26 protein-coding genes are annotated in these 24,293 nt (G+C 67.5%); 15 read left to right on the plus strand and 11 right to left on the minus strand.

Features of this window, described 5'->3' with window-relative positions; translation table 11 throughout:
• Positions 1–89 precede the first annotated feature (89 nt).
• Complete coding sequence (locus ACI2JH_RS14810; RefSeq protein ID WP_349998929.1) at positions 90–1,124, plus strand: metal-dependent hydrolase; 1,035 nt, start codon at positions 90–92, stop codon at positions 1,122–1,124.
• A 121-nt stretch (positions 1,125–1,245) separates the two neighbouring features.
• Here ACI2JH_RS14810 and ACI2JH_RS14815 read toward each other — a convergent pair whose 3' ends face one another.
• The 4 genes from ACI2JH_RS14815 to ACI2JH_RS14830 all read right to left on the minus strand — a co-directional run bounded on the left by ACI2JH_RS14815 (position 1,246) and on the right by ACI2JH_RS14830 (position 5,699).
• On the minus strand, positions 1,246–2,073 hold the full coding sequence (locus ACI2JH_RS14815) for a methyltransferase domain-containing protein (protein ID WP_101098596.1): 828 nt from the start codon (positions 2,071–2,073) through the stop codon (positions 1,246–1,248).
• Between the two features lie 44 nt (positions 2,074–2,117).
• On the minus strand, positions 2,118–3,113 hold the full coding sequence (dusB, locus tag ACI2JH_RS14820; RefSeq protein WP_101098609.1) for a tRNA dihydrouridine synthase DusB: 996 nt from the start codon (positions 3,111–3,113) through the stop codon (positions 2,118–2,120).
• Positions 3,114–3,395: 282 nt separating this feature from the next.
• Positions 3,396–4,358 carry a ribokinase gene (locus tag ACI2JH_RS14825; protein WP_101098597.1) on the minus strand — a complete coding sequence of 321 codons (963 nt, stop codon included), beginning with the start codon at positions 4,356–4,358 and terminating at the stop codon, positions 3,396–3,398.
• Between the two features lie 42 nt (positions 4,359–4,400).
• Positions 4,401–5,699 (minus strand): NupC/NupG family nucleoside CNT transporter, encoded by a 1,299-nt coding sequence (locus tag ACI2JH_RS14830; protein ID WP_101098598.1) that lies wholly within the window; start codon positions 5,697–5,699, stop codon positions 4,401–4,403.
• Between the two features lie 191 nt (positions 5,700–5,890).
• On the opposite strand from ACI2JH_RS14830, the gene ACI2JH_RS14835 reads away from it, so the two are divergent.
• From ACI2JH_RS14835 to ACI2JH_RS14845, 3 genes are all read left to right on the plus strand, one after another.
• Positions 5,891–6,862: an aldo/keto reductase gene (locus ACI2JH_RS14835; RefSeq protein WP_404736579.1), complete on the plus strand. Its 972-nt coding sequence runs from the start codon at positions 5,891–5,893 to the stop codon at positions 6,860–6,862.
• A 194-nt stretch (positions 6,863–7,056) separates the two neighbouring features.
• Positions 7,057–7,251 carry a hemin uptake protein HemP gene (hemP, locus tag ACI2JH_RS14840; RefSeq protein WP_057507839.1) on the plus strand — a complete coding sequence of 65 codons (195 nt, stop codon included), beginning with the start codon at positions 7,057–7,059 and terminating at the stop codon, positions 7,249–7,251.
• Positions 7,252–7,419: 168 nt separating this feature from the next.
• Complete coding sequence (locus tag ACI2JH_RS14845; protein ID WP_404736580.1) at positions 7,420–7,974, plus strand: Hemin transport protein; 555 nt, start codon at positions 7,420–7,422, stop codon at positions 7,972–7,974.
• Between the two features lie 11 nt (positions 7,975–7,985).
• Here ACI2JH_RS14845 and ACI2JH_RS14850 read toward each other — a convergent pair whose 3' ends face one another.
• The 4 genes from ACI2JH_RS14850 to ACI2JH_RS14865 all read right to left on the minus strand — a co-directional run bounded on the left by ACI2JH_RS14850 (position 7,986) and on the right by ACI2JH_RS14865 (position 12,938).
• On the minus strand, positions 7,986–8,324 hold the full coding sequence (locus tag ACI2JH_RS14850) for a DMT family protein (protein WP_057507846.1): 339 nt from the start codon (positions 8,322–8,324) through the stop codon (positions 7,986–7,988).
• Positions 8,325–8,388: 64 nt separating this feature from the next.
• Complete coding sequence (locus ACI2JH_RS14855; RefSeq protein ID WP_404736581.1) at positions 8,389–9,531, minus strand: alginate lyase family protein; 1,143 nt, start codon at positions 9,529–9,531, stop codon at positions 8,389–8,391.
• Between the two features lie 246 nt (positions 9,532–9,777).
• Positions 9,778–12,294, minus strand: a complete 2,517-nt coding sequence (locus ACI2JH_RS14860) for an ABC transporter permease (protein WP_404736582.1) — start codon at positions 12,292–12,294, stop codon at positions 9,778–9,780.
• A complete protein-coding gene (locus ACI2JH_RS14865) occupies positions 12,291–12,938 on the minus strand; it encodes an ABC transporter ATP-binding protein (RefSeq protein ID WP_404736583.1) in 648 nt (215 codons plus the stop codon). Before ACI2JH_RS14865 ends, ACI2JH_RS14860 begins: the two co-directional genes overlap by 4 nt.
• Before the next feature lie 75 nt (positions 12,939–13,013).
• Between ACI2JH_RS14865 and ACI2JH_RS14870 the strand changes: the two genes are divergently transcribed.
• The 3 genes from ACI2JH_RS14870 (at position 13,014) to ACI2JH_RS14880 (ending at position 15,838) form a co-directional block, all read left to right on the plus strand.
• Positions 13,014–13,658 (plus strand): arylesterase, encoded by a 645-nt coding sequence (locus tag ACI2JH_RS14870; RefSeq protein WP_101098611.1) that lies wholly within the window; start codon positions 13,014–13,016, stop codon positions 13,656–13,658.
• An 87-nt stretch (positions 13,659–13,745) separates the two neighbouring features.
• Positions 13,746–14,459 carry a response regulator transcription factor gene (locus tag ACI2JH_RS14875; protein WP_042613699.1) on the plus strand — a complete coding sequence of 238 codons (714 nt, stop codon included), beginning with the start codon at positions 13,746–13,748 and terminating at the stop codon, positions 14,457–14,459.
• 107 nt (positions 14,460–14,566) lie between these two features.
• A complete protein-coding gene (locus ACI2JH_RS14880) occupies positions 14,567–15,838 on the plus strand; it encodes a HAMP domain-containing sensor histidine kinase (RefSeq protein ID WP_182657043.1) in 1,272 nt (423 codons plus the stop codon).
• A gap of 80 nt (positions 15,839–15,918) precedes the next feature.
• Here ACI2JH_RS14880 and ACI2JH_RS14885 read toward each other — a convergent pair whose 3' ends face one another.
• Entirely contained in the window at positions 15,919–16,626 is a 708-nt protein-coding gene (locus ACI2JH_RS14885; protein WP_372487468.1) for an SGNH/GDSL hydrolase family protein, read from the minus strand.
• Between the two features lie 200 nt (positions 16,627–16,826).
• On the opposite strand from ACI2JH_RS14885, the gene ACI2JH_RS14890 reads away from it, so the two are divergent.
• The 8 genes from ACI2JH_RS14890 (at position 16,827) to ACI2JH_RS14925 (ending at position 22,841) form a co-directional block, all read left to right on the plus strand.
• The gene (locus tag ACI2JH_RS14890; RefSeq protein ID WP_101098606.1) at positions 16,827–17,207 is read left to right on the plus strand and encodes a diacylglycerol kinase; all 381 of its coding nucleotides are present in this window, start codon (positions 16,827–16,829) and stop codon (positions 17,205–17,207) included.
• Positions 17,208–17,240: 33 nt separating this feature from the next.
• Positions 17,241–17,993: a TerC family protein gene (locus ACI2JH_RS14895; protein WP_042613703.1), complete on the plus strand. Its 753-nt coding sequence runs from the start codon at positions 17,241–17,243 to the stop codon at positions 17,991–17,993.
• Between the two features lie 597 nt (positions 17,994–18,590).
• Positions 18,591–19,232 carry a LemA family protein gene (locus ACI2JH_RS14900; RefSeq protein ID WP_042614774.1) on the plus strand — a complete coding sequence of 214 codons (642 nt, stop codon included), beginning with the start codon at positions 18,591–18,593 and terminating at the stop codon, positions 19,230–19,232.
• A 3-nt stretch (positions 19,233–19,235) separates the two neighbouring features.
• Entirely contained in the window at positions 19,236–20,120 is an 885-nt protein-coding gene (locus ACI2JH_RS14905; RefSeq protein WP_404736584.1) for a TPM domain-containing protein, read from the plus strand.
• A complete protein-coding gene (locus tag ACI2JH_RS14910) occupies positions 20,120–20,614 on the plus strand; it encodes a TPM domain-containing protein (protein ID WP_182657046.1) in 495 nt (164 codons plus the stop codon). The genes ACI2JH_RS14905 and ACI2JH_RS14910 overlap by 1 nt, the downstream gene beginning before the upstream one ends.
• 48 nt (positions 20,615–20,662) lie before the next feature.
• Positions 20,663–21,553 carry a prolipoprotein diacylglyceryl transferase gene (gene lgt, locus ACI2JH_RS14915; RefSeq protein ID WP_404736585.1) on the plus strand — a complete coding sequence of 297 codons (891 nt, stop codon included), beginning with the start codon at positions 20,663–20,665 and terminating at the stop codon, positions 21,551–21,553.
• On the plus strand, positions 21,550–22,344 hold the full coding sequence (locus ACI2JH_RS14920) for a thymidylate synthase (protein WP_404736586.1): 795 nt from the start codon (positions 21,550–21,552) through the stop codon (positions 22,342–22,344). Before lgt ends, ACI2JH_RS14920 begins: the two co-directional genes overlap by 4 nt.
• Positions 22,345–22,361: 17 nt before the next feature.
• A complete protein-coding gene (locus ACI2JH_RS14925; protein ID WP_404736587.1) occupies positions 22,362–22,841 on the plus strand; it encodes a dihydrofolate reductase in 480 nt (159 codons plus the stop codon).
• 15 nt (positions 22,842–22,856) lie between these two features.
• On the opposite strand, the gene ACI2JH_RS14930 is transcribed toward ACI2JH_RS14925, so the two are convergent.
• Entirely contained in the window at positions 22,857–23,894 is a 1,038-nt protein-coding gene (locus tag ACI2JH_RS14930) for a symmetrical bis(5'-nucleosyl)-tetraphosphatase (RefSeq protein WP_404736588.1), read from the minus strand.
• A gap of 15 nt (positions 23,895–23,909) precedes the next feature.
• Positions 23,910–24,290, minus strand: a complete 381-nt coding sequence (gene apaG / locus ACI2JH_RS14935) for a Co2+/Mg2+ efflux protein ApaG (RefSeq protein WP_042614797.1) — start codon at positions 24,288–24,290, stop codon at positions 23,910–23,912.
• Positions 24,291–24,293: the final 3 nt, after the last annotated feature.

The following is a 24,293-nucleotide window of genomic DNA, read 5'->3' on the forward strand; positions in this document are numbered from 1 at the left end:
CCGTGACCGGACCGTGGTGGCGCCGCGGCACGCGCGGCCAGCGCAGCGGCAGCAGACCATCGGCAACGCGCGGCTGCTAGCATCGCTCGATGGACTCCCTTACCCAGATCGTACTCGGTGGCGCCGTAGCCGCCGCCATTGCCCCGGCCGGCCATCGCCGTGCCGCCCTGCTGGCCGGTGCCGCGCTCGGCACGCTGCCCGACCTGGACGCGCTGTGGCTCGGCTTCAGGGCCGCCGACCCGGTGGCGGTGATGACCGAACATCGCAGTTTCAGCCATTCGCTGCTGGTGCTGCCGTGGGTCGCCGCGCTGGTCTGGTGGCTGTTCAAGCGCTTCGGCAACGGCCGGGTGGCGCAGTCTCCGCTGCGCTGGTTCTGGGCCATGCAGCTGGCGCTGGTGACCCACCCGCTGCTGGACGCAATGACCGTGTACGGCACCCAGCTGTGGTGGCCGCTGCGGCCATCGCCGGTGATGGGCTCGAACATCTTCATCATCGATCCGCTGTACACCGTGTGGTTGCTGCTGGGCTGCGTGCTGGCCTGGTTCGGGCGCAGCCGGCCCTGGGCCGGCAAGGCGCTGGCGGTCGCCCTGGTGGTCAGCAGTGGTTACCTGGGATGGAGCCTGCTGGCCAAGGCGCAGGTGGACCGCGCCGCGCAGCGCAGCCTGGCCGCGATGGGCCTGGGCGATGCGCCGCGGTTCTCGGTGCCCATGCCGTTCAACACCCTGCTGTGGCGGGTGGTGGCGATGACCCCCAGCGGCTACGTGGTGGCTGATCGCTCGCTGGTTGCGGACAAGGGGGAGATGCATTTCGAAGGATTCGCCTCCAACGTGCAGGCGCTGCGCCAGGCTGCCGATATTCCGGCCGTGCAGCGGCTGGAATGGTTCAATCGTGGCTTCATGCGCGCGCAGGTGGTGGATGGCCGGCTGGTGCTGAGCGACCTGCGGATGGGCCTGGAACCGGATTACACGTTCAATTTCGCGGTGGCGGCCGAGCGCGAAGGGCGGTGGCAGGGCATCGTGCCGGAGCAGGTGCGTGGCGATTACAGCAGCCCCGAAGCGCGCGCTGACATCAGCCGTCGATTGGGGCGGATGTGGGACCGGATCTGGCACGAGCCCGTACGGTAGCGCCGAGCCATGCTCGGCGGGATCTGTCCGGCGTGATGGTGCCTGACGCAGGCCGCGCTGGGCGCTCGGCGAGCACGGCTCGGCGCTACCAGGGCAGATCGCGTGCGTATCGGGGCGACGGTCAATAAACCGTCGCGCGGGCCTGCACGAAGGAGAAGAAGAACACCGCGTTCGGATCGTTCTGCACCTGGCGGAACTCGCGGCGCATGCCGTCCACGGTCTCTTCGTCCACCGTACCGGCCTGCAGCAGCTGCTCGGCTGCCGACAGCAGCACCTGTTCCCAGAAGGCGATCATCGTCTTGCGGCGTGCCGGCTCGCGGTTGTCCAGGTGGATGGTCTTGATGTCGGTCTGCACGTCGCGGAAGCCGCCGGCGAGCAGCAGGTTGCCCAGCTTGGCACCGACGAACGGATCGCCGCCGTTGTCGTGCTGGAAGTCGTTGAAGGCCATCCAGTAGCGCCAGATATGCGGCGAATACGGGTCCAGCAGGAACGAGGCGTTCATCACCTCGGTGATGTACACCGGCGAGCCGGGTGACAACACCCGGCGCACTTCGCTCAGCACCCTGGCCGGCGAGGGCACGTGTTCCAGCACCCAGCACAGGAAGGCGCCATCGAAGGCGCGCGCGCCGAATGGCAGCTCACCGGCATCGGCGTGCTGCAGCACGTAGCGGTCGCTGCACCACGGCGTTTTCTCCAGGTTGGCGCGTGCGGTGGCCAGCTGGGCTTCGCTCAGGTCCACGCCGGTGACGTGCAGTTCCGGAAAACGGCGCAGCAGGATTTCGGTCTGCGCGCCGACGCCACTGCCCACTTCCAGCAGGCGGCGCACGCCGGTGTAATCGATGTGGCCGAAGATGGTCGGTTCCAGCAGGCGGGCCTGGGTCATCAGGCGCTCCTGTTCGGTGCTGGAGAAGCCATGAAGATAGGTGGGCGAAGAAATCGGCGGCGTCATGGGGGAGTATCCGGGTAGCGCCGGGCCAGTGCCCGGCGAAGGGGTCAATCAACGGAAGCTGTTTCTCGCGTGTCCGCGATCAATCGATCGAAGTAGTCCGTGGTCAGCGCGATCTGGCTGGCAGGGTCCTCGGCCCGGTTCACCACGGCGCGGAACGCCGCGTTTTCCGGGCGATCCTTGGCGTACCACCCCAAGTGCTTGCGCGCGATGCGCACGCCCTGCGGTTCACCGTAGAACGCGTGCAGTGCCTGCAGGTGGCCGAGCAGGAGGTCGCGCACTTCGCACAGCGGCGGCGGGGGCAGTTCTTCGCCGGTGGCCAGGTAGTGCGCCACTTCGCGGAAGATCCAGGGACGCCCCTGCGCGGCGCGGCCGATCATCACCGCATCCACGCCGGTGACGGCGAGCACGTGGGCGGCCTTGCGCGGCGAATCGATGTCGCCGTTTGCGATGACCGGGATCCTCAGCGCCGCCTTGATCGCAGCGATGGTCTGGTACTCGGCCTGGCCGGTGTAGTGCTGGTCGCGGGTGCGGCCGTGCACGGCCAACGCGGCGATGCCGCTGTCTTCGGCGATGTGGGCGATGCGCGGGCCGTTGCGGTGGTCGCAGTCCCAACCGGTGCGGATCTTCAGCGTCACCGGCACGTCGACGGCGTTGACCACCGCGGTGAGGATGCGCGCCACCAGGTCTTCATCGCGCATCAGCGCCGAGCCGGCCCAGGCGTTGCACACCTTCTTGGCCGGGCAGCCCATGTTGATGTCGATGATCTGCGCGCCGTGGTCGACGTTGTAGCGTGCCGCCTCGGCCAGCTGCTGCGGTTCGGTGCCGGCGATCTGCACGCTGATCGGGTCGGGCTCGCCGTCGTGGTCCATCCGGTGCAGGGACTTGCGGGTGGTCCAGAAGCGCGGATCGGAGATGGTCATCTCCGAGGCAGCCAGCCCCGCGCCCAGGCGCTTGCACAGCAGCCGGAACGGCTTGTCGGTAACGCCGGCCATGGGCGCCAGCACGACGTTGGGAACAATGGAATATGGGCCGATCTGCATGCGGCCATTGTAGTGCGGCAGGGCAGGCCAGGCCGCTGCCGGCAGCCCCCGGTTCAGGCCGATCCGGATGGGGCTCATGCCACACCGGCATCAGCAGATGCTTGACGGTTGCTTCCGCCGCCCCCACGCGCAGGTCATGGTGGTCGGCTGGCATGCACCCGGCATGACCGGGTGGTAGCGCAAAGCCATGCTCGGCGAGCGCGGCGGCAACGGCAACAGCGTGACGACCAACGGTCGTCACCCACCAAGGGCACCGGTCGTCATTACCAGGCTGGCGGCGCGTTACGCCGGCTGATCGTCCGGGGTGAAGTGGGGCATCGCTGCGGCGGCGCCTTCCTTTTCGGTGGAACGGCCGGCGAACTGGTTGGCGAAGCGCACGTGGCGCGTGAACGGGGCATCCGGCGAGTGCGCGATGGAGGCCACCAGCGCACCGTTGAAGGCATCACCGGCACCGGTGGTATCGATGGCCTGCACCTGCTCGGCGCCCACGCGGTAGTACGGCTGGCTGTCACCACGCAGGGTGTCTTCGTCGTGCGACACGAACACGCCCACCGCACCGAGGGTCACCACCACGGTGCCACTGCCGACCAGCTTGCGGCACAGCGCATGCAGGCTGGCGCCGTCCAGCGCGGCGACATCGTTGGGATCGATCCGCTCGCCGACATGGCGGCTGAGCAGCGCGGCGAACTCGGTTTCATTCGGGGTGATGACATCGGCCAGCTTGAGCAGACCGATGCTCGAGGGCGCGTCGGCCGGGGCCGCGTTGAGCACGGTGGTGACGCCGGCTTCGCGCGCTACCGCCAGGGCGGCTTCGATGGTTTCCACCGGCGATTCCAGCTGCACCAGCACCACCTTGGCGCCTGCCAGCAGCGCCTGCTGCTGCTGCACGAAGCCGATGCTCAGCGCGGCATTGGCGCCCGGTCCGATGACGATGGTGTTGCGGCCGCGTGCATCGACATAGATGCCACCGGTGCCGGTCGGTTCGGTGCTCGCCTCCGCGCTCAGGGTGAAGCCATCCTGGGCTGCCAGGCCGCGGGCCATGGCACCACCGGCATCATCGCCCAGCGCGCAGACGAAGGTGGTTTCCGCACCGGCGCGGCGTGCGGCCACGGCCTGGTTGAAGCCCTTGCCGCCCGGGCCGGTGCTGTAGCGCCCGGCGATGGTCGCGCCGGGGGCGGGCAGTGCTTCGCACCGCCACACATGATCGACATTGAAGGAACCGACGACGACGACGTTGCTGCTCATAGGAAAACGGTTCTCAGTGAAGCGCGGTGGTACCCGAGGGTATCAACCAAAGTGGGTCAGGACGCCGGCGATCGTGGCGGTCATGAAAGTGGCAATGGTACCGCCCAGCACGGCGCGCAGGCCGAACCGGGCCAGATCCTGGCGTCGTTCCGGGGCGAGGCCACCGATGCCGCCGATCTGGATCGCGATGGAGCTGAAGTTGGCGAAGCCGCACAGCGCGTAGGTGGCGATCAGGCGGCCCTCTTCGGACAAGGTAACGCCCGGGACCTGGCCATTGATGATGCGCGACAGTTCGCTGTAGGCGACGAACTCGTTGATGACCACCTTCTGGCCGATCAGCGAGCCGACCGTGCTGGCATCGGCCCACGGGGTGCCGATCACCCAGGCGATCGGGGCCAGCAGGTAGCCGAAGATGGTAGACAGGTTGGTCGGGCGGCCGATCGCCGTGGCCAGGCCGGTCACTTCACCGAGCCAGGTCAGCGGAGCGTTCAGCAGCGCGATCAGCGCGATGAAGGCCAGCAGCATCGCACCGATGTTCAGTGCCAGCCTCAGGCCATCGGCAGCGCCACCGGCGGCGGCGTCGATGATGTTGCTGGAGGTCTTCTCCACTTCCATCTTGACCGTGCCGCGGGTCAGCGGGGTGCCGGTTTCCGGGATCAGCAGCTTGGCCACCACCAGCGTAGCGGGCGCGGCCATGATGCTGGCGGCCAGCAGGTGCTTGGCATAGAAGGCCTGGGATTCCGGATCGCCGCCGCCGAGCATGCCGACGTAGGCCGCAAGCACGCCACCGGCGATGTGGGCCATGCCGCCGATCATCATGGTCAGCAGCTCGGATTCGGTCATCCGCGAAATGTAGGGGCGCACCGTCAGCGGGGCCTCTGTCTGGCCGATGAACACACTGGCGCAGACGCTGGTGGTTTCCGCACCGGACACGCGCATCACCTTGGTGATCGCCAGCGCCATCACGCGCACGATCGCCTGCATCACGTTGAGGTGGTACAGCACGCCCATCAGCGCGGAGAAGAAGATGATGGTCGGCAGCACCTGGAAGGCGAAGATGAAGCCGTAGCTCTCCACGTTCATCAGCGAGCCGAAGATGAAGCCGGAGCCTTCGTTGACGAAGCTCAGCACCTTCACGAAGCCATGGCCCAGCGCATCGAACACGTCGCGGCCACCCGGTACCAGCAGCACCACGGCGGCAAACGCGATCTGCAGCAGCAGGCCGGTCGCAACCAGCTTCCAGTCCACCGCGCGCTTGTTGTTGGAGAACAGCCAGGTAATGCCGATGAGCACCGCCAGACCAAACAGGCCGAAGCCGATCCTGCCCAAACCTTCGACCATGTTGAATCCCCTGAGGGCACCGCGAAAAACGGGAAGCCTAGAGCAGGGCAGGGGCCGGGGCAAGGAAAAGCGCGCAGCGAGGGGCGATCAGCGCCGATCCGCTCTGTATTGACAAGGGATGCAGGCGACGTGGCGCGGTTAGAATGAACCCCCTTCCGGCCCGATCTGCGGGCCTGCAGCAGGAGTCGTGCATGCTCTACCGCCGCCTTGGAACCTCCGGGTTGAAGCTTTCCGCGCTGTCCTTCGGCGCCTGGGTCACCTTTGGCAGCCAGGTGGCCCGGGACCAGGCGCGCAACCTGGTGGCGGCAGCCTGGGACAACGGTATCAACTTCTTCGACAACGCCGAGGGCTATGCCAACGGCCGCGCCGAGCAGGTGATGGGCGATGTGATCGCCGACCTGCGGCTGCCGCGCGATGGCTTCTGCGTGTCCAGCAAGGTGTTCTTCGGCAGTGCGGTGGACCCGGCACCGACCCAGCGCGGGCTGTCGCGCAAGCACGTGACCGATGCCTGCCATGCGGCGCTGAAGCGGCTGCGGGTGGATTACCTGGACCTTTATTACTGCCATCGCCCCGACGCAGACACGCCGATCGCCGAGACCGTGCATGCGATGGACGCCCTGGTCCGGCAGGGCAAAGTGCTGTACTGGGGGACTTCGGAATGGTCGGCCACGCAGATCCAGGAAGCGCTGGATATCGCCCGCCGCCACAACCTGCAGGGCCCCACCATGGAGCAGCCGCAGTACAACCTGCTGCACCGCGAGCGGGTGGAACGCGAGTACGCGCCGCTGTATGCCGAGGCCGGACTGGGCATCACCACCTTCTCGCCGCTGGCATCGGGGCTGCTGACCGGCAAGTACAACGATGGCTTCCCGGCCGGTTCGCGCTTGGGGCTGGATGACATGGCCTGGCTGCAGGACATCGTGCTGGGTGCCGACGGCGCCACGCGCCTGCAACAGGTACGGCGCTACACCGCACTGGCGGCCGAGCTGGGCGTCGCCCCCGCCACCCTGGCCATCGCCTGGTGCCTGCGCAATCCGAATGTGTCCAGCGTGATCCTGGGCGCCAGCCGGGTGGAGCAGCTGCTGCAGAACCTGCAGGCCCTTGAGCGGGTGGGGACGCTGGAAGACGCTGCCTGGGGCCAGGTGGAAGCGGCATTCGCCTGATGGAGGGAGCGCCGAGCCAAGCTCGGCGGGCCTTTCGGGGATGCGTTGGGCCTACGCCGGCGCCGCGTTGATAGTTCAGGCCTATTGTAATTCTGGCTTCAATCATCAATCCCATCAATCAATTTGAGAATGGGTGTTGATTGCGAACTGAGAATCGTTATCATTTGAGTCGTCCCTCGCACCGAGTCCAGACGATGAATGCTCAAGCAGTGCTGCTTCGTCCCGAAACCCTGACCCTCCGTGACCGCCCGGTCCGTGCCGTGCCCGCCGAGGAAGTGATCGACAGCGAGGCCCTGCTGAAAGGGCGTCGCGAGATCCTCATCCAGCATGGCGACCGCTTTTACCGGCTGCGCCACACCAGCAACGACAAGTTGATCCTGACCAAGTAAACGGGTCGGCCGCCTCTCTCCGGAGGCAGCGCCGCGCCGTGGCGCGACGCGGTCGGTCGTCCCTGCTGCCTCTCTCCCCCTCGGTCTTCCAGCCAGCGCCTTCGTTGCGCTGCTGGTGGCCCCGGGGGATCCCTTCCCGCACGGCCAAGTGCACAACACGGTGATCCCATGAGCAGAGCCTTGTCCGCAGTACGCGCGACCATGCCGCGCGGCATACCGTCATCGCAGTCCGTCAGCCGGCCTGCCGCCCGTCAGCTGGCCGCCCTCGGCACCGTGCTGTGCCTGTACCGCGCCGACAGCAATGAATTGGCCGGTTGGCAGGATGCGGTTGCCGCCCACGCCTGCCAAGGCCTGGACAGTGAGGGCGTGCGCGAGAGCCTGTGCTTCACCAATGCACGCGGCCGCTGCTGCTGGCGGCTGTACCTTCTGCCGGACAGCGATTTCCTCGCCTGGGACCGTCTTGTGGCTGGGCTGGCGGTACGTTCGGCCGCCGACGACGATGCCAGTGTCGGTGAGCGCCTGTGGCGGCGACTTGCCGGCAGCCTGGGCGGGCAGCGATGGCGCATGTGCGCGGTGCAGCTGCATGCGGTGGATCAAGGCAGCGGACTGGCGGTGAGCCTCGCGCCGCTGTCATCGCTGGGCTGCGCGACCGCGCGGCGCATCGCGCGGCTGGAAAGCGCCGAAGGCGCGGCAGAATCAGCTCCGCTCGCCCTGCATGCCTGAGGCGTGCAGGGTCATTCCTTGAACATCAGCAGGGCGGCCACCACGATCAACGCGAATGCCGCGTAGTGGTTCCACTTCAGCGGCTGGTCCAGGTAGAACGCGGAGAACACCGCGAACACCACCAAAGTGATGACTTCCTGCATGCCCTTGAGCTGCGGTGCCGAGTACACCGCACTGCCCAGCCGGTTGCCCGGCACCTGCAGGCAGTACTCGAAGAACGCGATTCCCCAGCTGATCAGGATCACCGTCATCAACGGTGCGCTCTTGAATTTCAGGTGCCCATACCAGGCGAAGGTCATGAAGATGTTGCTGCCCAGGAGCAGCAGCACGGGGTAGAGGTACTGGGCCATGTCGATCACGCCGGTGGAGTCGGCGGATTATGCGCCTGCGGCGTGCGCGACAGGTCAACAGCCTTCATTCGATGAGCGCGGAACCGTGCGTCAGGGTTTCCCACAGGAAGTGGAAGTCGCCTTGGCTGGGCCGATGCGAGGCCAGCCATGCAGCGGTGTGGGGAAGTGCCTGTCCCAGGCGGCCCGCGAAGTGCGAGTAGCCGATCTCCAGCGTGCCGCGCACATCGGAAACCAGGTTGCCCTTGCACAACCACGCAGGAACGACGGGGCGCGCCAGCATGTCGGTGTGGAACTCCATCGCAGCGACCAGGCGTTCGCCCTGCGCCTGGTACAGGCTGCCACCCTGCACACGGTTGGTTTCGGCCGCGTTGAGATAAGCCGCCAGGCCGTACGCTGTATGTTCCAGGTCGCGGCAGGTTTCTTCGGCCAGTCCGGCCGCCATGACGGTCTGGCCGAACCACAGGGTTTCGATGGGGGTATTGCAGCCGGGACGCGGCAACGGCGTGGCACCGTCCACCGTCAGGTAGACATAGATCGGCAGGCGCGTGTGCCAATCGGCCACGGCGCGGTCATGGATATCGCGGCGATCGGTGTAGATGCCCATGTTCATGCGTGCCTCGATGCCGCTGGCATGCCAGTTTCCGCCCGGGCAGGGCCCCATGCGGTCGATGTCCGGCAGATACTGGGCGATCAGCCAGTCGCCGAAGCGTCGGGCATCGGCTTGCGGCCACGCCGTGCTGGTGTGCCGGATGAGTTCGGCCGCACGCGTCCACAGCTGCGCAGTCCAGGACGCCTGCAGCGGTGCGTTGCTGTTGGCGTGGCCAGCGGTCAGCGTGGTGGCCCAGGCGTCCATGATCTCCACGGCCTTGCGTGCATGCGCCTCCTCGCCCAGGTAAGCCCACAGCAGCGCATGCGTATAGGCGGCCTTGGCGTCATCGCGTTCGGGCTTGCAGCCGATGCTGGGTTTGTCGAAGGAACCACATTCCACCCGCGCGACCGGGGTAGCGACATGCTCCAGCGACGCGAAGGGGCTCTGGCGCATGGCGGCCATGGCAGAGGTCTTGAGCGGATCTCCCGCCCGCAGCGCGGTCCGCGTTGCCTGCAGCGCGGGCGCGTCGAGCAGGATGCCGGGATGGACGAATGCCTGCCCGTGGACGAGGGCGGGGGACAACAGGGCCAGTGAGAGCAGCAGCACGGGGGCGCGCATCGGGGCAGTCTCCTTGAAGGAGTCTCCACGCTAATCGCGTCCGGTACCGGGGGTTATCGGCTAACAACCGACTTCCGCGTCGGTAACGCCCGCTCCGCAGACGACACGGCCCCGGAATCTGTCCGAGGGGCGGGCGGTGGGGATGGCGCGAAACGAGGCCCGCATGGACGCAGTTTTTGCCGTCCCCCGCCCAGCCCCACCGCCCGACCCTGGCACGTAGCCAGCCGTCAGCCCTCCACCCGCAGGCTATGCCTCGCGCAATGCCAGCGCCGGCGGCGTATGCAGGATCCGCCGCGTGCCCCACCATCCGGCGAACACACTCAGCGCCACCCCGCACGCACCACCGGCCAACAATCCCGGCCATGGCGGCGACAGCGCCAGTTCGAACACCTGCCGCGACACCACGACCCCGATGACTGCCGCTGCACCGACCGCCAGGATCGCCGCCAGCAGTCCCAACGCGCCGAACTCCACCAGCACCGCACCGCGCAGCTGGCGCCGCGTGGCCCCCAGCGTGCGCAGCACCGCGCTGTCATAGCGCCGCTCGCCAGCGGTCGACTGCAGCGCCGCCAGCAGCACCAGCACGCCAGCCAGCAGGCTGAAACCCATCACCACCTGGATGGCCTGCGCGACCCGGTCCATCACCTGCCGCACCTCGCTGATCAGTCCATCGATATCCAGCAGCGACAGATTCGGCTGCTCGCGTACCAGCTGACCCAGTCCGGCCGCCTTGGCGCGCGGCAGATGGAAGGCCGAGATCAGGTTGTGCGGGGCATCGCCTACCGCGTTGGCGTTGACCAGCACGAAGAAGTTGACCCGGAAGCTGTTCCACTCGGCCTTGCGGATGCTGGTGATGGTGTAGTCACGCTGCTGTTCGCCGACCTGCATTGTCACCCGGTCACCCAGCTTGGCGCCGTAGCGGCTGGCCCAGCCTTCTTCCACCGAGGCCTCGGCGGCAGTGCTGTCGGCAGCCCAGAAACGGCCCTGCAGCAACTGGTTGGCCGGCGGGAAGGTGGTGCGCCAGCTGAAGTTCAGCGGCCGGTCGCGGTCGTTGTCCGCAGCGCCTGCTGGCTGCGTGCCGTTGTCCTGCGCCGCGTCCTGGTCATCGCCACGCCGACGCGGTGCGTCACCGTTCAATGCCAGCAGGCGACCGGTGGCGAACGGTTCCACGCTGGCATCCACCGCACCCTGCGCCGTCAGCGCATCCAGCACGATCTGGCGCTGGTCCGGCTGGATGTTCATCAGGAAATAGTTCGGTGTATCCGCCGGCAGGCGATCGCGCCACTGCTGCAGCAGGCCCGGACCGACCACGGCCAGGATCAACAGCGAACACAGCGACAACGACAGCCCGACCAGCTGCATCACCGCCAGCGCGCGGCGGCGGGTCAATGCGGCCAGGCCGAGGCGCCAGTTGCCGTGCAGGCGATGCTGCAGGCCGCGCACCAGCATCAGCAGGGCAAAGCCCCCACCGGCGGCGAGCAGCGCCAGCGCGGCCAGTCCGCCCAGCACCCACAAGGCCAGCTTGAGGTCGCCGGTGACCTGCACGGTCAGCGCCAGGCTGGCCAGCAGGGCGCCGGCATACACCAGCAGCGAGGCCGGTGGCAGGGTCGCGAAACTGCGGTTGAGCACGCGCATCGGCGGCACGTTGCGCAGCCGCAGCAGCGGCGGCAGGCCGAAGCCGAGCAGCAGCAGCAGACCGATGCCGGCCCCGGTCAGTGCCGGCAGCGCCTGCGGCAGTGGCAGCCGCTGCGGCACCAGCCCGCCGAGGATCTGCACCAGCCCTTCCTGCGCCGCCATGCCCACCAGCACACCGACCACGCAGGCCGGGATCGCCATCAACAACAGCTGCAGCGCCAGGCTGCCAAGGATGTCGCGCTGGCGCGCCCCCAGGCAGCGCAATACGGCAACCTGGTCGATCCGGCTCAGCGCGAAACGGTTGGCCGCCAGCGCGGTGGCGACGCCGGACAACAGCACCGCCAGCAAGGCGCTCAAGCCGAGGAAACGCCCAGCCAGCTGGAACGACTCACGTACCCCGCGCTGGGTATCGCCCACGCCGAGAAGGCGCAGTCCCTGCACGCGCGGTTGCAGCCACTGGCGGAACTGGGCGATGGCCTCCGGCTCGCCGACGAACATCGTGCGGTAGCTGATGCGGCTGCCCGGATCGAGCAGGCCGGTGCCTTCCACGTCGGCGCGGTTGACCAACAGGGTGGGCGACAGGGTGAGCAGTTCGCTGGATGTATCCGGCTCGGATTCGATGCTTCCCGTTACCCGCAAGGTGCCTGCGCCGAACTCCAGCGCATCGCCGATGCGCAGATCCAGGGCCTGCAGCAGGCGTGGATCAGCAAAGGCTTCCCCGCGTGCCGGTGCAGCGGCAGACTCGTTCAACACGGCATCGGCGCCGGTCCGCACACGCAGTTGGCCGCGCAGCGGGTAACCGGCTTCCACCGCCTTGATGGTGGCCATCTGGCTGGCTTCGCCATGGAACAGCACGCTGCCGAAGGCGGCGATGCGGGTGCTCTGCAGTCCGCGCCGGGTGCCTTCGCCGACCAGTTCGGCCGGCGCTTCGGCGCGCCCGCTGATGCCGAGATCACCGCCCAGCATCTCCGCAGTGCTGTTGGCCAGCGCCAGGTTGACCCGGTCCACCAGCGTGCCGACCGCGGTCATCACCGCTACGCCCAGCACCAGGGCGGCAAACACCGTCAGCAGGTCGCCGGCCAGCGCTTCGCGGCGCAGTGAACGCAGCGCGTGGCGCAGCAGGTTCATGCGTCCGCCCCGTGCGTGACCTGCTGCAGGCGGCCGTTGTCGATGCGATGGATGAACTGGCAGCGCTGCGCCAGGCGCAGGTCGTGGGTGACCAGCACCAGGGTGGTGGCGCTGTCGGCATTCAAGGCGAACAGCAGGTCGCTGATGTGCTGGCCGGTGGCCTGGTCCAGCGAGCCGGTGGGTTCATCGGCGAACAGGATGCGCGGGCGCGCCACGAAGGCCCGCGCCAGCGCCACGCGCTGTTGTTCGCCACCGGACAGCTGGCGCGGATAGTGCCGCGCGCGGTGCGCCAGGCCCACCGCTTCGAGCACCTGCTCGACCCGGGCAGGATCCTCGCGCCCGGCCAGTTCCAGCGGCAGGGCGATGTTCTCCGCCGCGGTCAGCGCCGGCAGCAGGTGGAAGCTCTGGAACACGAAGCCGACCGCGCGCGCGCGCAGCTGGGCGCGGGCTTCTTCGTCCAGGCTGCCGAGCACGCTGCCGGCCAGGGTGATGCTGCCGCGGCTGGGCAGGTCCAGCCCGGCCAGCAGGCCGAGCAGGGTGGTCTTGCCCGAACCGGAGGCGCCGACGATGGCAACCGAGGTGCCTTCATGTACCGTCATGCTGATGTTGTCCAGTATGTGGACTTCACCCTCCGGGCCATGCACGGATTTGCCGACCTGGTCGACGGCGATGGCGACGGGCGCGCTGCGGGGGGACAGGCTGTCGATGAGGAGGCTCCAATGCGCGTTACAGGAAAAGGCCGGAACATCGGCCGGATGGGAATGCTGCTGGCATGGTTGCTGCTGTTGCCGGTGCTGGCGTGTGCCAAAGGTCAAGCAACCACCGTGCTGGTGCTCGGCGACAGCCTCAGTGCCGCCCACAATATCCCGGCCGGCACCGGCTGGGTGGACCTGCTGGGCAAGCGGCTCAGCACCCGTTCGGGCTCGCCGGCACGGGTGGTCAATGCCAGCATGAGCGGGGAAACCACCGCCGGGGCGGCGACCCGCCTGCCGGGACTGCTGGCGCGGGAGAAGCCTGGTGTGGTGGTCATCGCGCTGGGCGGCAACGATGCGCTGCGCGGGCTGACGCCCGCCCAGATCCGCGCCAACCTGGAGAAGATGATCGTGGCCAGCCAGCAGGGCGGCGCCAAGGTGCTGATGCTCGGCATCGATGTCCCGCCGAACTATGGCCCGGCGTACCGGCAGCGCCTGGCCGCGGTGTATCGCGCGCTGGCCGATCAGTACAAGGTGCCCTTGCTGCCGTTCCTGCTGGAGGGTGTCGCGCTGCAGCCGGGAATGATGCAGTCCGACGGCCTGCACCCCACCGCCAGCGCCCAGCCGAAGGTGCTTTCCAACGTCTGGCCGCTGCTGCAGCCGCTGCTCTGAAGCGTTCAGTGAGGGTCTGCGTCCACTTCACGCGGCGTGCACCGTCGATCCGGCATGTTTCACAAAGCTGAAGTTAGAGGGAAGACCATGCGTCAGACGAAGGAAACCTCCGGCCTTGTTCTGGTCGTCGAGGACAACCGCAATATCTCCGAGATGATCGGTGAGTATCTGGAAGGTCGTGGTTTCGAGGTCGACTATGCCCAGGACGGCTTGGACGGTTATCGTCTGGCGGCCGAAAACAGCTACGACGTGGTCGTGCTGGACCTGATGCTGCCGCGCCTGGACGGGATCGAAGTATGCCGCCGCCTGCGCAATGACGCCCGCAAGTCCACGCCGGTGCTGATGCTGACCGCGCGCGATACGCTGGATGACAAGCTCACCGGCCTGGGCTTTGGCGCCGATGACTACCTGACCAAGCCGTTCGCTATCCAGGAACTGGAAGCACGCCTGCGTGCCCTGATCCGTCGTGAGCGCCGGCAGGTGGGTTCGGAAGTGCTGAAGGTCGCCGACCTGGTGCTGGACCCGGTCAGCATGCGCGCCACCCGCGCCGGCACTGAACTGCAGCTTTCGCCGATCGGCCTGCGCCTGCTGACCATCCTGATGCGCGAATCGCCGCGCGTGGTCACCCGGCAGGAAATCGAACGCGAGATCTGGGGCAACGGGCTGCCGGATTCGGACACCCTGCGCAGCCATCTGTACAACCTGCGCAAGATCATCGACAAGCCGTTCGACCGTCCGCTGCTGCATACCGTGCAGAGTGCTGGCTACCGCATCGCCGATATCGCCCAGCCGATGGGCTGACATCGCCGTCATGATCCCTGTGCAGGCCGCCAACGGCCCCTGCACGGGGGGCTGACGCACCCGCTGCCTATACTCGGCGCGGCCATCTTCTGTAGTGACCTCGCCTGATGCCGCACGGCCTGCCGCGCAAGATACGTATCGCTTTCATCCTGCAGGCCATGCTGGCCAGCCTCGGCATCCTGCTTGGTGCGTGGCTGGTGTCGCTGGTGATCAAGCACAGCCTGGTCAGCGCTGCGCTGCGCGAGGAAGCGGCGTACTTCTGGACGCTGCACGAGGCCTCGCCGACCCAGCCCCCGCCCAATACCCAGAACATCCGCGGCTATCTGGTGGAAACCGGGCGATCCAGTCTTTCGCTGCCGGCCAACCTGCGTGAACTGCCGCCCGGCTTCCATGAACTGCGCCGCGACGACCAGCTGGTCTGGGTGGACGTGCGTCCGCAGGGGCGGCTGTACCTGGTGTTCCTGCGCTCACGTGCGGAGTTGCTGGCGTTCTGGTTCGGCATCGTGCCGGTGCTGTTGACCCTGCTGGCGGTGTACGGCGCCAGCTGGGTTACCTACCGCGCTTCCAAACGGCTGGTGTCGCCGGTCAACTGGCTGGCGCGCCGGGTATCACGCTGGGACCCGGCCAAGCCGCAGGCCAGCGACCTGGATCCGCAGAAGCTGCCCGCTGACATGCAGGGGGAGACGCGGCAGCTGGCCGCCGCCCTGCATTCGCTGGCCAACCGGGTCACCGAGAACGTCGCCCGCGAGCGCAACTTCACCCGCGATGCCAGCCATGAGCTGCGTACCCCGTTGACCGTGATCCGGGTTGCCAGTGACATGGCGCTGGCCGATGAAACCGCATCGCCGCGCCAGCAGCGCAGCCTGCAGCGCATCCAGCGCGCCGGTCGCGAGATGGAGGCGGTGATCGACGCCTTCCTGATCCTGGCGCGCGAAGCCGATGTCGAGCCGCAGATGGAGATGTTCGACGTGGTCGAGGTGGTGCGCCACGAGGTGGACACCGCCACCGAACTGATGGCCGATCGCCCGGTGCACGTGGAGTTGCATTCCAGTGGCGTGGTCGAGCTGCACGGCCCGCCGCGGGTGCTGCAGGTGGTGATCAGCAACCTGGTGCGCAACGCCTGCAACTACACCGACGAAGGCCGCGTGGACGTGTTCGTCGAACACGACCGGGTGCGCGTGCACGATACCGGCATCGGCATGTCACCCGAAGCGCTGGAAAAGGCGTTCGAGCCGTTCTACCGTGCCGAGCCGGACCGCCCGCAGGGCACCGGGCTGGGCCTGTCGATCGTGCGCCGTCTTTGCGACCGCTTCGGCTGGAAGGTCACCCTGACCAGCCAGCCGGGCAAGGGCACCGAGGCCACCGTCATCTTCCGCTGAGCCCGGATGCGGGTAGCGCCGTGCCATGCCCGGCGAGCGAAACGGACGCCGAACGCATGATGGCCAGCGGCGGTCACTACTCAATCACAGCTGACCTTCGGCGCCAGCGCCTTCTTCCAGATCGCATACCCGGCCGGCGTCATGTGCAGCATGTCCTCGCGGAACAGCGATGGATCGGGTTGCCCGTCGCGGCCCAGCATCGGCGTGTAGATGTCGGTGTAGCCGGTCCTGGGCAGGGCAGCCAACGCGCTGCGGATCATTGTGTTGGCTTCGAGGATGCCCGGCAGCAGGTGTGCACGCGATGGGCTCGGCTTGATCGAAATGTACTCCACCGTCGTCGAGGGCAGGTCGCGGTGCACGCGGGCCACGAAGGCGACCACGTCGTCGCGGACCTGGGCCGGCGTGCGGCCACTGTTGAGATCGTTGTCGCCGGCATACAGGAACACCTTGCAGGGCGCGTAGGGCACCACGATGCGGTCGGCGTACCAGGTGCTGTCGCGCACTTCCGACCCGCCGAAACCGCGGTTGAACACCGGTTTGCCCGGGAAATCGGCGGCCAGGCTGTCCCACATGCGGATAGAGGAACTGCCGACGAATTCGATGCCCTCGCGCGGCGGCGGGCTGGCCTGGTCGGCCTTGGCGAAGGCAGCCATGTCACCGGCCCAGGCCACGTTGGACACTTCTTCGGGCACCTGCGCGGGCCGCGGTGGCGACAGCGCGTGGGCGAAGCCGGCGGTGGACAGGCCGAGGGCGAGGGCGAGCAGCAGCGGGCGGCGTGGCAGGTTCATCAAAAACTCCAACAGGGTGCAGTGTCCGATCATAACGGCGCGGGGGGCGCCGCTGCCGGCCGCGGCGGGATGGCAGGCATGGCCTTATGGCAAAATAGGCCCCTGCTGCCCACCCTGGCCTTACATGACCGTCCGCTTCCTGTCCCTGCGGTTGCTTCGTTGCGACCTGATCGCCTGCGATCCCGCCGGAGCACGCTCCCATGGCTGACCAGTTCGGCCACATGCCGCGTGGACCGCGTCGCATCCTGCAGGCCGCGCGCTGGTCCTGGCAGGGTCTGCGCGCGGCCTGGCTGCACGAATCCTCGTTCCGGCTGGAAGCGTGGCTGCTGGTGCTGTTCACCCCGGTGGCGCTGTGGCTGGGTGACAGTGCGATCGAACGCATCCTGATGATCGGCTCGATGCTGCTGGTGCTGGCCACCGAGCTGCTGAATTCGGCCATCGAGGCAGTGATCGAACGCTACGGCCCGGAGATCCACGAACTGGCCGGTCGTGCCAAGGACATGGGGTCGGCCGCAGTGTTCGTGCTGATGATGAATGTGCTGCTGTGCTGGGGGCTGATCCTGGTGCCCCGCTTGTTCTGACCCCCTTTCCCGACTTACTGCGAAGACCCCCCCATGCCCTTTGTTGAACTGCTCTCCGATCCGAACGTCTGGCTGACCCTGCTCACGCTGAGTGCGCTGGAAATCGTGCTCGGCATCGACAACCTGGTGTTCATTTCCATCGCGGTCAGCAAGCTGCCCGAAGCGCGCCGTCCGTTCGCGCGCAAGCTGGGCATCGCGGTGGCCTGCATCACCCGCATCCTGCTGCTGGTGTCGCTGGCTTACCTGGCGCACATGCAGGCCAACCTGTTCACCGTGGCCGGCATGGGCATTTCCATCCGTGACCTGGTGCTGATCCTGGGTGGCCTGTTCCTGATCATCAAGGGCGGCATGGAAATCCGCGAGCTGATCACTGGCGGTGAGGACGAAGATCCGACCACCACCAAGGCCTCGGCGGTGTTCGGAATGGTGATCCTGCAGATCGCGATCATCGACATCGTGTTCTCGCTGGACTCGGTCATCACCGCCGTCGGCATTGCCGACCACGTGCCGGTGATGGTGGCGGCGATCCTGCTGTCGGTGGCGGTGATGCTGCTGGCGGCCAACCCGCTGGGCCGCTTCATCGACGCCAATCCGACGGTGAAGATGCTGGCGCTGGCCTTCATCCTGCTGATCGGCGCGGTGCTGATCCTGGATGGCCTGGACGTGCACGTGCCCAAGCCGTACATCTATGCGGCGATGGGGTTCTCGGTGCTGGTGGAGTGGCTGAACCTGCTGATGCGGCGCCGTGCGGTGGCCCATCACGTGCCGGGTGCCGGCAACTGGTGATCGGGTGTGGTTGCCGGGCCTGCGGCCCGGCTGCCCGCTTTTGAAGCAACGTCAACGTCAACGTCCAGAGCTGCAGGGCTGCAGGGCTGCGTGGTGGCGGGGCGGGGTGGGTCGGCGGGGGACGGCAAAGGCCGCTCCTGCGGGCCTCGTTTCGCGCCATCCATGGCGCTCAACACCCCCGCCAACCCAACCCGCCCCACCTTCGACAGGTCCATGGTGGCCCGGACATGCGGGCATCGGTAGCGCCGACCCATGGTCGGCGTATGTCTGGGTGAAGGGGGTTGATGGTTTCCGCCGACCATGGGTCGGCGCTACCGCTTTTTCTTTTTTCTTTTTTCCGCGGCTGGCGGCCCCCGGAACCTGTCAGGGCGCCGGGCGGGTGGGTCGTGCAGGACCGTCTGTTCGCATGGATGCGAACAGCGAGCCCCCATGGACGGGTTTACGGCGTGTCCTGCATGGCCCACCCGCCCGGCGCCAACCCGGCTGCCGTAAGCCAGCCAGCCGCGAGGGGGTCCCGCCCGTTCGACCCACCCCGCAGCAACCCATTCACCTGGAACATGCGATGCTCCGGCTTCCAACACCCCGTGGAGCCCGGCCATGCGCCTGCTGACCCGCCTCATCCCCTTGCTCCTGCTGGCTTCCCTGTTGTCCGGCTGCGGCTACAACGCCATCCAGCAGAAGGACGAATCGGTCAAGGCCAGCTGGGCCGAAGTGCTCAACCAGTACAAGCGCCGCGCCGACCTGGTGCCCAACCTGGTCAACACCGTGCAGGGCTTCGCCACCCAGGAACGCCAGGTGCTGACCGAAGTTACCGAGGCCCGTTCCCGGGTCGGCCAGATCAACGTCAACGCCGATGACGAAGCCTCGCTGCGCCAGTTCCAGCAGGCCCAGGGCGAGCTCGGCAGTGCGCTGTCGCGACTGCTGGTGGTCACCGAGAATTATCCGGTGCTCAAGTCCGATGCCAATTTCCGCGACCTGCAGGCCCAGCTGGAAGGCACCGAGAACCGCATCACCGTGGCGCGCGGCCGCTACATCCAGCAGGTGCAGGACTACAACACCTACATCCGCTCGTTCCCCCAGGTGGTGACCGCGAAGATCTTCGGTTACCAGGTCAAGCCGAACTTCACCGTGGAAAATGAAGCGCAGATTTCCAACGCGCCAGAAGTGAAGTTCAACACCGGTGCGCCGGCGCCGCAGCCTGCACCGCAGCAGGCGCCGGCCCCGCAGCCGGGCGGCTGATCGATGCACCTGCGCCTGCTTGGCTGGTTGCTGTTGCTGTGCCTGCCGCTGGGCAGCGTGCAGGCGCAGGACCCGGCCACGATCCCGAAGCTGGATTCTCCGGTGGTCGATACCACCGGCACCCTGGATGCCGCGCAGACCCGCCAACTGCAGCAGCAGGCGATCGAACTTCAGCAGCGCAAGGGCAGCCAGCTGCAGGTGCTGATCGTGCCCAGCACGCAGCCGGAAGACATCGCGCAGTACACCACCCGGGTATTCGAACAGTGGCAGGTCGGTCGCAAGGGCGTGGATGACGGGGTGCTGCTGGTAGTCGCCAAGGATGATCGACGGGTCCGCATCGAACCGGGCTACGGCCTGGAAGGCGCGATCCCGGATGCGGTCGCCAACCGCGTGATCCAGGAATACCTGGTGCCGTCGTTCCGCGCCGGCGACTATGCCGGTGGCATCACCGAGGCCACCGGTGTACTGGTCAAGCTGATCGATGGCGAGCCGCTGCCTGCCCCGGTCAGCGCGCATCGCGCACCGCAGGGCGGCGGCGACGGTTGGGTGGTGGCGGTAGTGATCGGTTTCTTTGTCGGGTCGATCCTGCGCGCGGTGCTCGGCCGCCTGCCGCGGCCGGTGCGCGGGCTGATCGCCGCGGGCGGCGCGGCCGTCCTGGCCTTCCTGTTTACTTCACTGCTGCTGGCCAGCGGTATCGCCGGCATCGTCGGCATGCTGATGGCGGTGACCTCCGGGCATCCGGGCCGGTTCGCCGGCGGCGGCGGTTGGGGCGGCGTCAGCTGGGGCGGAGGTGGCGGCTTCGGTGGCGGCGGTGGATTCGGCGGCGGCGGTGGCTGGGGCGGTGGCGGTGGCCGCTCCGGTGGCGGCGGCGCATCGGGAGGCTGGTGATGATCGGACGCGCACTGCGGCACATCGTGTCCCCGTCGGTACGGCGGACCTTCCCGGCCAGCACCCTGCAGGCGATCACCCAGGCCATCGCCGCAGGCGAACGACACCATGGCGGGCAGGTCATGTTCGCGGTGGAAGCCGATCTGCCGCTGGATGCGCTGTGGCGCGGGGTGACCGCGCGCCAGGCCGCCGAGCGTGCCTTCGCGCAGCTGCGGACGTGGGATACCGAACACAACAACGGCGTGCTGATCTACCTCCTGCTGGCCGACCATGCCATCGAAATCGTCGCCGATCGCGGCCTGCACGGGCGGGTTGCCGAAGCCGACTGGCAGCGGATCTGCGCAGCGCTCCGCGAGGGGTTGCGTGGACGTGATCCCGCGGCTGCCCTGGTGCAGGCGATCGATGAAGTATCGACCCTGTTGGCCGGGCACTTTCCGCCGGGCGCACGGTCAGACCATGACGCGTTGCCGGATTGGCCACAGATTCTGGGTTGAGTCCCGCTGGCGGCGCTAAAATAACCCGATCCCCGCAAGGCACCGTCCATGATCTATTTCCACGATATCGACCCCATTGCCATCTCGCTGGGGCCGATCCAGGTGCACTGGTACGGCATCATGTACCTGCTTGGCTTCGCCTCGGCCTGGTGGCTGGGCAAGCGCCGCATCGCTGCCGGGCGCCTGCCGGGCGTCAATGCCGACGGCTTCTCCGACCTGCTGTTCTACGCGATGCTCGGCGTGGTGGTGGGCGGCCGCGTGGGCTACATGCTGTTCTATGCGCTGGGCGATTTCCTTTCCAACCCGCTGCTGCTGTTCAAGGTGTGGGATGGCGGCATGAGCTTCCACGGCGGCCTGTTGGGCGTGCTCGGGGCCAGCTGGTGGTGGTCGCGCAGGCACCGCCTGCACTTTTTCGACACCATGGATTTCGTCGCGCCGCTGGTGCCGCTGGGGCTGGGCTTCGGGCGCGTGGGCAACTTCATCGGCGATGAGCTGTGGGGCAAGTTCACCGACGGCAGCTGGGGCGTGGTGTTCCCGTCGGGGCTGCCGGCGCCGCTGGCACAGCTCGATACCGCCGCGCTGAAGGCGGAGTTCGCCGCCGGCGCGCTGAACCAGTACGCCCGCCATCCTTCGCAGCTGTATGAAGCCTTCCTGGAAGGCCTGGTGATGTTCGCGGTGCTGTGGGCGGTGTCGGCCAAGCCGCGCAGCCGTTACCTGGTATCGGGCCTGTTCGCGCTGATGTACGGCCTGTTCCGCTTCGCGGTGGAGTTCGTGCGGATGCCGGACAACGGCGTCTACGTGGCCTTCGACTGGCTGACCCGTGGCCAGATCCTGAGCCTGCCGCTGGTGGCGCTGGGCCTGGTGCTGCTGTGGATGTCCCGCCGCGCGCCGGTGCTGCAGCCGTCGTTGCCGGCTGCCCCGGCCGGAGCCAGGCCATGAAGCCCTATCTGGACCTGCTGCGGCACGTGCTGGAACACGGCGCCGAAAAGAGCGACCGTACCGGCACCGGTACGCGCAGCGTGTTCGGCTGGCAGATGCGCTACGACCTGGCCGATGGCTTCCCGCTGGTCACCACCAAGAAGCTGCACCTGCGCTCGATCATCCACGAGCTGCTGTGGTTCCTGCAGGGCGATACCAACATCGGTTACCTGAAAGACAACCAGGTGCGGATATGGGACGAGTGGGCCGACGAGAACGGCGACCTCGGGCCGGTCTATGGCAAGCAGTGGCGCAGCTGGGCGGCCGCCGATGGCCGGCAGATCGACCAGATGCAGTGGCTGGTGGACGAGATCAAGCGCAATCCGGATTCGCGCCGGCTGGTGATCAGTGCCTGGAATGTGGGCGAGCTGCCGCAGATGGCGTTGATGCCGTGCCACAGCCTGTTCCAGTTCTACGTGGTCCACGGCAAGCTCAGCTGCCAGCTGTACCAGCGCAGTGGGGACATCTTCCTCGGGGTGCCATTCAACATCGCCAGCTATGCGCTGCTGACCCACATGGTGGCGCAGGCCACGGGCCTGGGCGTGGGGGATTTCGTGCACACGCTGGGCGATGCCCACCTGTACTCGAACCATTTCGAGCAGGCCCGCGAGCAGCTGGCGCGCGAACCCCGCGCGCTGCCGAGGCTGTGGTTGAATCCGGAGGTCACCGACCTGTTCGGCTTCCGCTTCGAGGACATCCGCATCGACGGTTACGATCCGCATCCGGCGATCAAGGCCCCGGTGGCGGTGTGAGTTCCCCGCGCCTTTCGATGATCGCAGCGCTCGACCGCAGGCGCGGCATCGGCCACGGCAACCAGCTGCCCTGGCACCTGCCCGATGACCTGAAGCATTTCAAGGCGCTCACGTTGGGCAAGCCGGTGTTGATGGGGCGCAAGACCGCGCAATCGCTCGGTCGCGCGCTGCCCGGGCGAACCAATCTGGTGCTGACCCGCAGTGGCCAGGCGCCGTTCGACGGCATGCGCGCGGTGGCATCGCTGGAACAGGCGCTGGCGATCTGCCGCTCCGAAGCTGCCGACGAACTGTGCGTGATCGGCGGCGGTGAGATCTATCGCCTGATGATGGAGCAGGCCAGCGACCTGTACCTGACCTGGGTGGACACCGAGGTGCCGGCCGATACCCATTTCCCTGTCGTCGATGAAGCCTTGTGGCAGCAGGCGGACAGCCAGCTGCATGCGGCCGATGCGCGGCATCCGTTCGCGTTCCGCTTCGTGCACTACACCCGCCGCTGAGCGCGGGTGCAGCGGTCAGTCCGCCGTGGGCGGACTGCCTGCACCACCACCGCCGTTGCCGCGGCCACGACCGCGCCGACGGCGCGGTCCACGGGTACGCGTCTCGCCGCCTGCAGGCTGCCCGCCGGGCTGCGCCTGCGCGGGCGGCTGTGGCTTGGGCTGCGCGGCCTGCTGGGCTTCCGGGCGCGGTCTGGGGGCACGTGCCGGCGGACGCGCGCCAGGCACCGGTGCCGGCACATCGCGGCCGGGTACCTGCACCACGCGCAGTTCGTCGGTATCCAGCTGCAGCGCGGTCAACTTGCCGCCCCACACCGCGCCGGTATCGATGGCATGCACGCCCTGGGTGATGGTCAGGCCAAGCGCCGACCAGTGGCCGCACACAACCTTGAGGTCACGCTCGACACGGCCCGGCACTTCGAACCACGGGTACAGGCCCTGTTCCTGGGTGCCCGGGGTGCCTTTGTCCTCGATGCCGATGCGTCCCCGCGTGGTGCAGTAACGCATGCGGGTGAAGAAGTTGATGATCGCCCGCGAACGGTCATAACCGGTCAGGTTCGGCGCCCAGATCGGCTTGTCGCCGTACATGTTGCGCAGCAGCTTGCGGTAGCCGTTGCCGTGCAGCTGCTGCTCGACTTCGCGCGCATGTTTTTCGGCCATCTGGGTGGTCCACTTGGGCGCCATGCCGGCATGCACCATCATCCAGCCCAGCTCACGGTCGGTGTGCACCAGCTTCTGCATGCGCAGCCAGTCCAGCAGCACGTCGCGGTCTTCGGCGGTGACCACGCGCAGCAGGTCCGGGTTGACCTTGCGCTGTTCTTCTTCGCTGCGTGCACCCACCGCCAGCAGCGAAAGATCGTGGTTGCCCAGCACCACCACGCTATGGTCGCGCAGCGAATGCACCAGCCGCAGCGTTTCCAGCGACTGCCCGCCGCGGTTGACCAGGTCGCCAGCGAACCACAGGGTGTCCTGCGCCGGATCGAAGCGGATTTTTTCCAGCAACCGCTGGGTAACGTCATAGCAACCCTGCAGGTCGCCGATAGCCCACACGCTCATGGCCTGGCCTCCGTGTCAGTGCAGGGTTCGGGGAATGGTCAGCACGAACGGCGCGATGTCGGCGGCGAACTCGGTGCCGTCGTCGGCCACCATGTCGTAGTGCCCCTGCATCGTGCCGTGCTCCGTACCGAGCATGACACCGGAGGTGTAACGGAAGTCTTCACCGGGACGCAGCCGCGGCTGCTCGCCGACCACCCCATCGCCGTCGACATGCTCCACGCGGCCTTCGGCGTCGGTGATGCGCCAGTGGCGCGCCACCAGGCGTGCCGCGACCCGGCCGCTGTTGCGGATGCGGATGGTGTAGGCAAAGGCGAAGCGTCCGTCCTCGGGGGCGGACTGGTCATCGAGGAAGCGCGGAGCCACTTCCACGTCCATGGCGTACTGGTCGTCGTGCATCTT

This window comes from Stenotrophomonas sp. NPDC078853, assembly GCF_044901215.1.
Classification (GTDB): Bacteria; Pseudomonadota; Gammaproteobacteria; order Xanthomonadales; family Xanthomonadaceae; genus Stenotrophomonas; species Stenotrophomonas lacuserhaii.

Bases quoted from the DNA above. Each gene is read 5' to 3' on its own strand.
- ACI2JH_RS14925 (WP_404736587.1), top strand. From the start codon at position 22,362: ATGATCGCAGCGCTCGACCGCAGGCGCGGCATCGGCCACGGCAACCAG.
- ACI2JH_RS14830 (WP_101098598.1), bottom strand. From the start codon at position 5,699: ATGGTCGAAGGTTTGGGCAGGATCGGCTTCGGCCTGTTTGGTCTGGCG.
- ACI2JH_RS14825 (WP_101098597.1), bottom strand. From the start codon at position 4,358: ATGAGCAGCAACGTCGTCGTCGTCGGTTCCTTCAATGTCGATCATGTG.
- ACI2JH_RS14900 (WP_042614774.1), top strand. From the start codon at position 18,591: ATGCGCCTGCTGACCCGCCTCATCCCCTTGCTCCTGCTGGCTTCCCTG.
- ACI2JH_RS14845 (WP_404736580.1), top strand. From the start codon at position 7,420: ATGAGCAGAGCCTTGTCCGCAGTACGCGCGACCATGCCGCGCGGCATA.
- ACI2JH_RS14920 (WP_404736586.1), top strand. From the start codon at position 21,550: ATGAAGCCCTATCTGGACCTGCTGCGGCACGTGCTGGAACACGGCGCC.
- dusB (WP_101098609.1), bottom strand. From the start codon at position 3,113: ATGCAGATCGGCCCATATTCCATTGTTCCCAACGTCGTGCTGGCGCCC.
- ACI2JH_RS14835 (WP_404736579.1), top strand. From the start codon at position 5,891: ATGCTCTACCGCCGCCTTGGAACCTCCGGGTTGAAGCTTTCCGCGCTG.
- ACI2JH_RS14875 (WP_042613699.1), top strand. From the start codon at position 13,746: ATGCGTCAGACGAAGGAAACCTCCGGCCTTGTTCTGGTCGTCGAGGAC.
- ACI2JH_RS14855 (WP_404736581.1), bottom strand. From the start codon at position 9,531: ATGCGCGCCCCCGTGCTGCTGCTCTCACTGGCCCTGTTGTCCCCCGCC.
- ACI2JH_RS14885 (WP_372487468.1), bottom strand. From the start codon at position 16,626: ATGAACCTGCCACGCCGCCCGCTGCTGCTCGCCCTCGCCCTCGGCCTG.
- ACI2JH_RS14810 (WP_349998929.1), top strand. From the start codon at position 90: ATGGACTCCCTTACCCAGATCGTACTCGGTGGCGCCGTAGCCGCCGCC.
- ACI2JH_RS14815 (WP_101098596.1), bottom strand. From the start codon at position 2,073: ATGACGCCGCCGATTTCTTCGCCCACCTATCTTCATGGCTTCTCCAGC.
- hemP (WP_057507839.1), top strand. From the start codon at position 7,057: ATGAATGCTCAAGCAGTGCTGCTTCGTCCCGAAACCCTGACCCTCCGT.
- lgt (WP_404736585.1), top strand. From the start codon at position 20,663: ATGATCTATTTCCACGATATCGACCCCATTGCCATCTCGCTGGGGCCG.
- ACI2JH_RS14880 (WP_182657043.1), top strand. From the start codon at position 14,567: ATGCCGCACGGCCTGCCGCGCAAGATACGTATCGCTTTCATCCTGCAG.
- ACI2JH_RS14930 (WP_404736588.1), bottom strand. From the start codon at position 23,894: ATGAGCGTGTGGGCTATCGGCGACCTGCAGGGTTGCTATGACGTTACC.
- ACI2JH_RS14870 (WP_101098611.1), top strand. From the start codon at position 13,014: ATGCGCGTTACAGGAAAAGGCCGGAACATCGGCCGGATGGGAATGCTG.
- ACI2JH_RS14890 (WP_101098606.1), top strand. From the start codon at position 16,827: ATGGCTGACCAGTTCGGCCACATGCCGCGTGGACCGCGTCGCATCCTG.
- ACI2JH_RS14850 (WP_057507846.1), bottom strand. From the start codon at position 8,324: ATGGCCCAGTACCTCTACCCCGTGCTGCTGCTCCTGGGCAGCAACATC.
- ACI2JH_RS14860 (WP_404736582.1), bottom strand. From the start codon at position 12,294: ATGAACCTGCTGCGCCACGCGCTGCGTTCACTGCGCCGCGAAGCGCTG.
- ACI2JH_RS14905 (WP_404736584.1), top strand. From the start codon at position 19,236: ATGCACCTGCGCCTGCTTGGCTGGTTGCTGTTGCTGTGCCTGCCGCTG.
- ACI2JH_RS14895 (WP_042613703.1), top strand. From the start codon at position 17,241: ATGCCCTTTGTTGAACTGCTCTCCGATCCGAACGTCTGGCTGACCCTG.
- ACI2JH_RS14910 (WP_182657046.1), top strand. From the start codon at position 20,120: ATGATCGGACGCGCACTGCGGCACATCGTGTCCCCGTCGGTACGGCGG.
- apaG (WP_042614797.1), bottom strand. From the start codon at position 24,290: ATGCACGACGACCAGTACGCCATGGACGTGGAAGTGGCTCCGCGCTTC.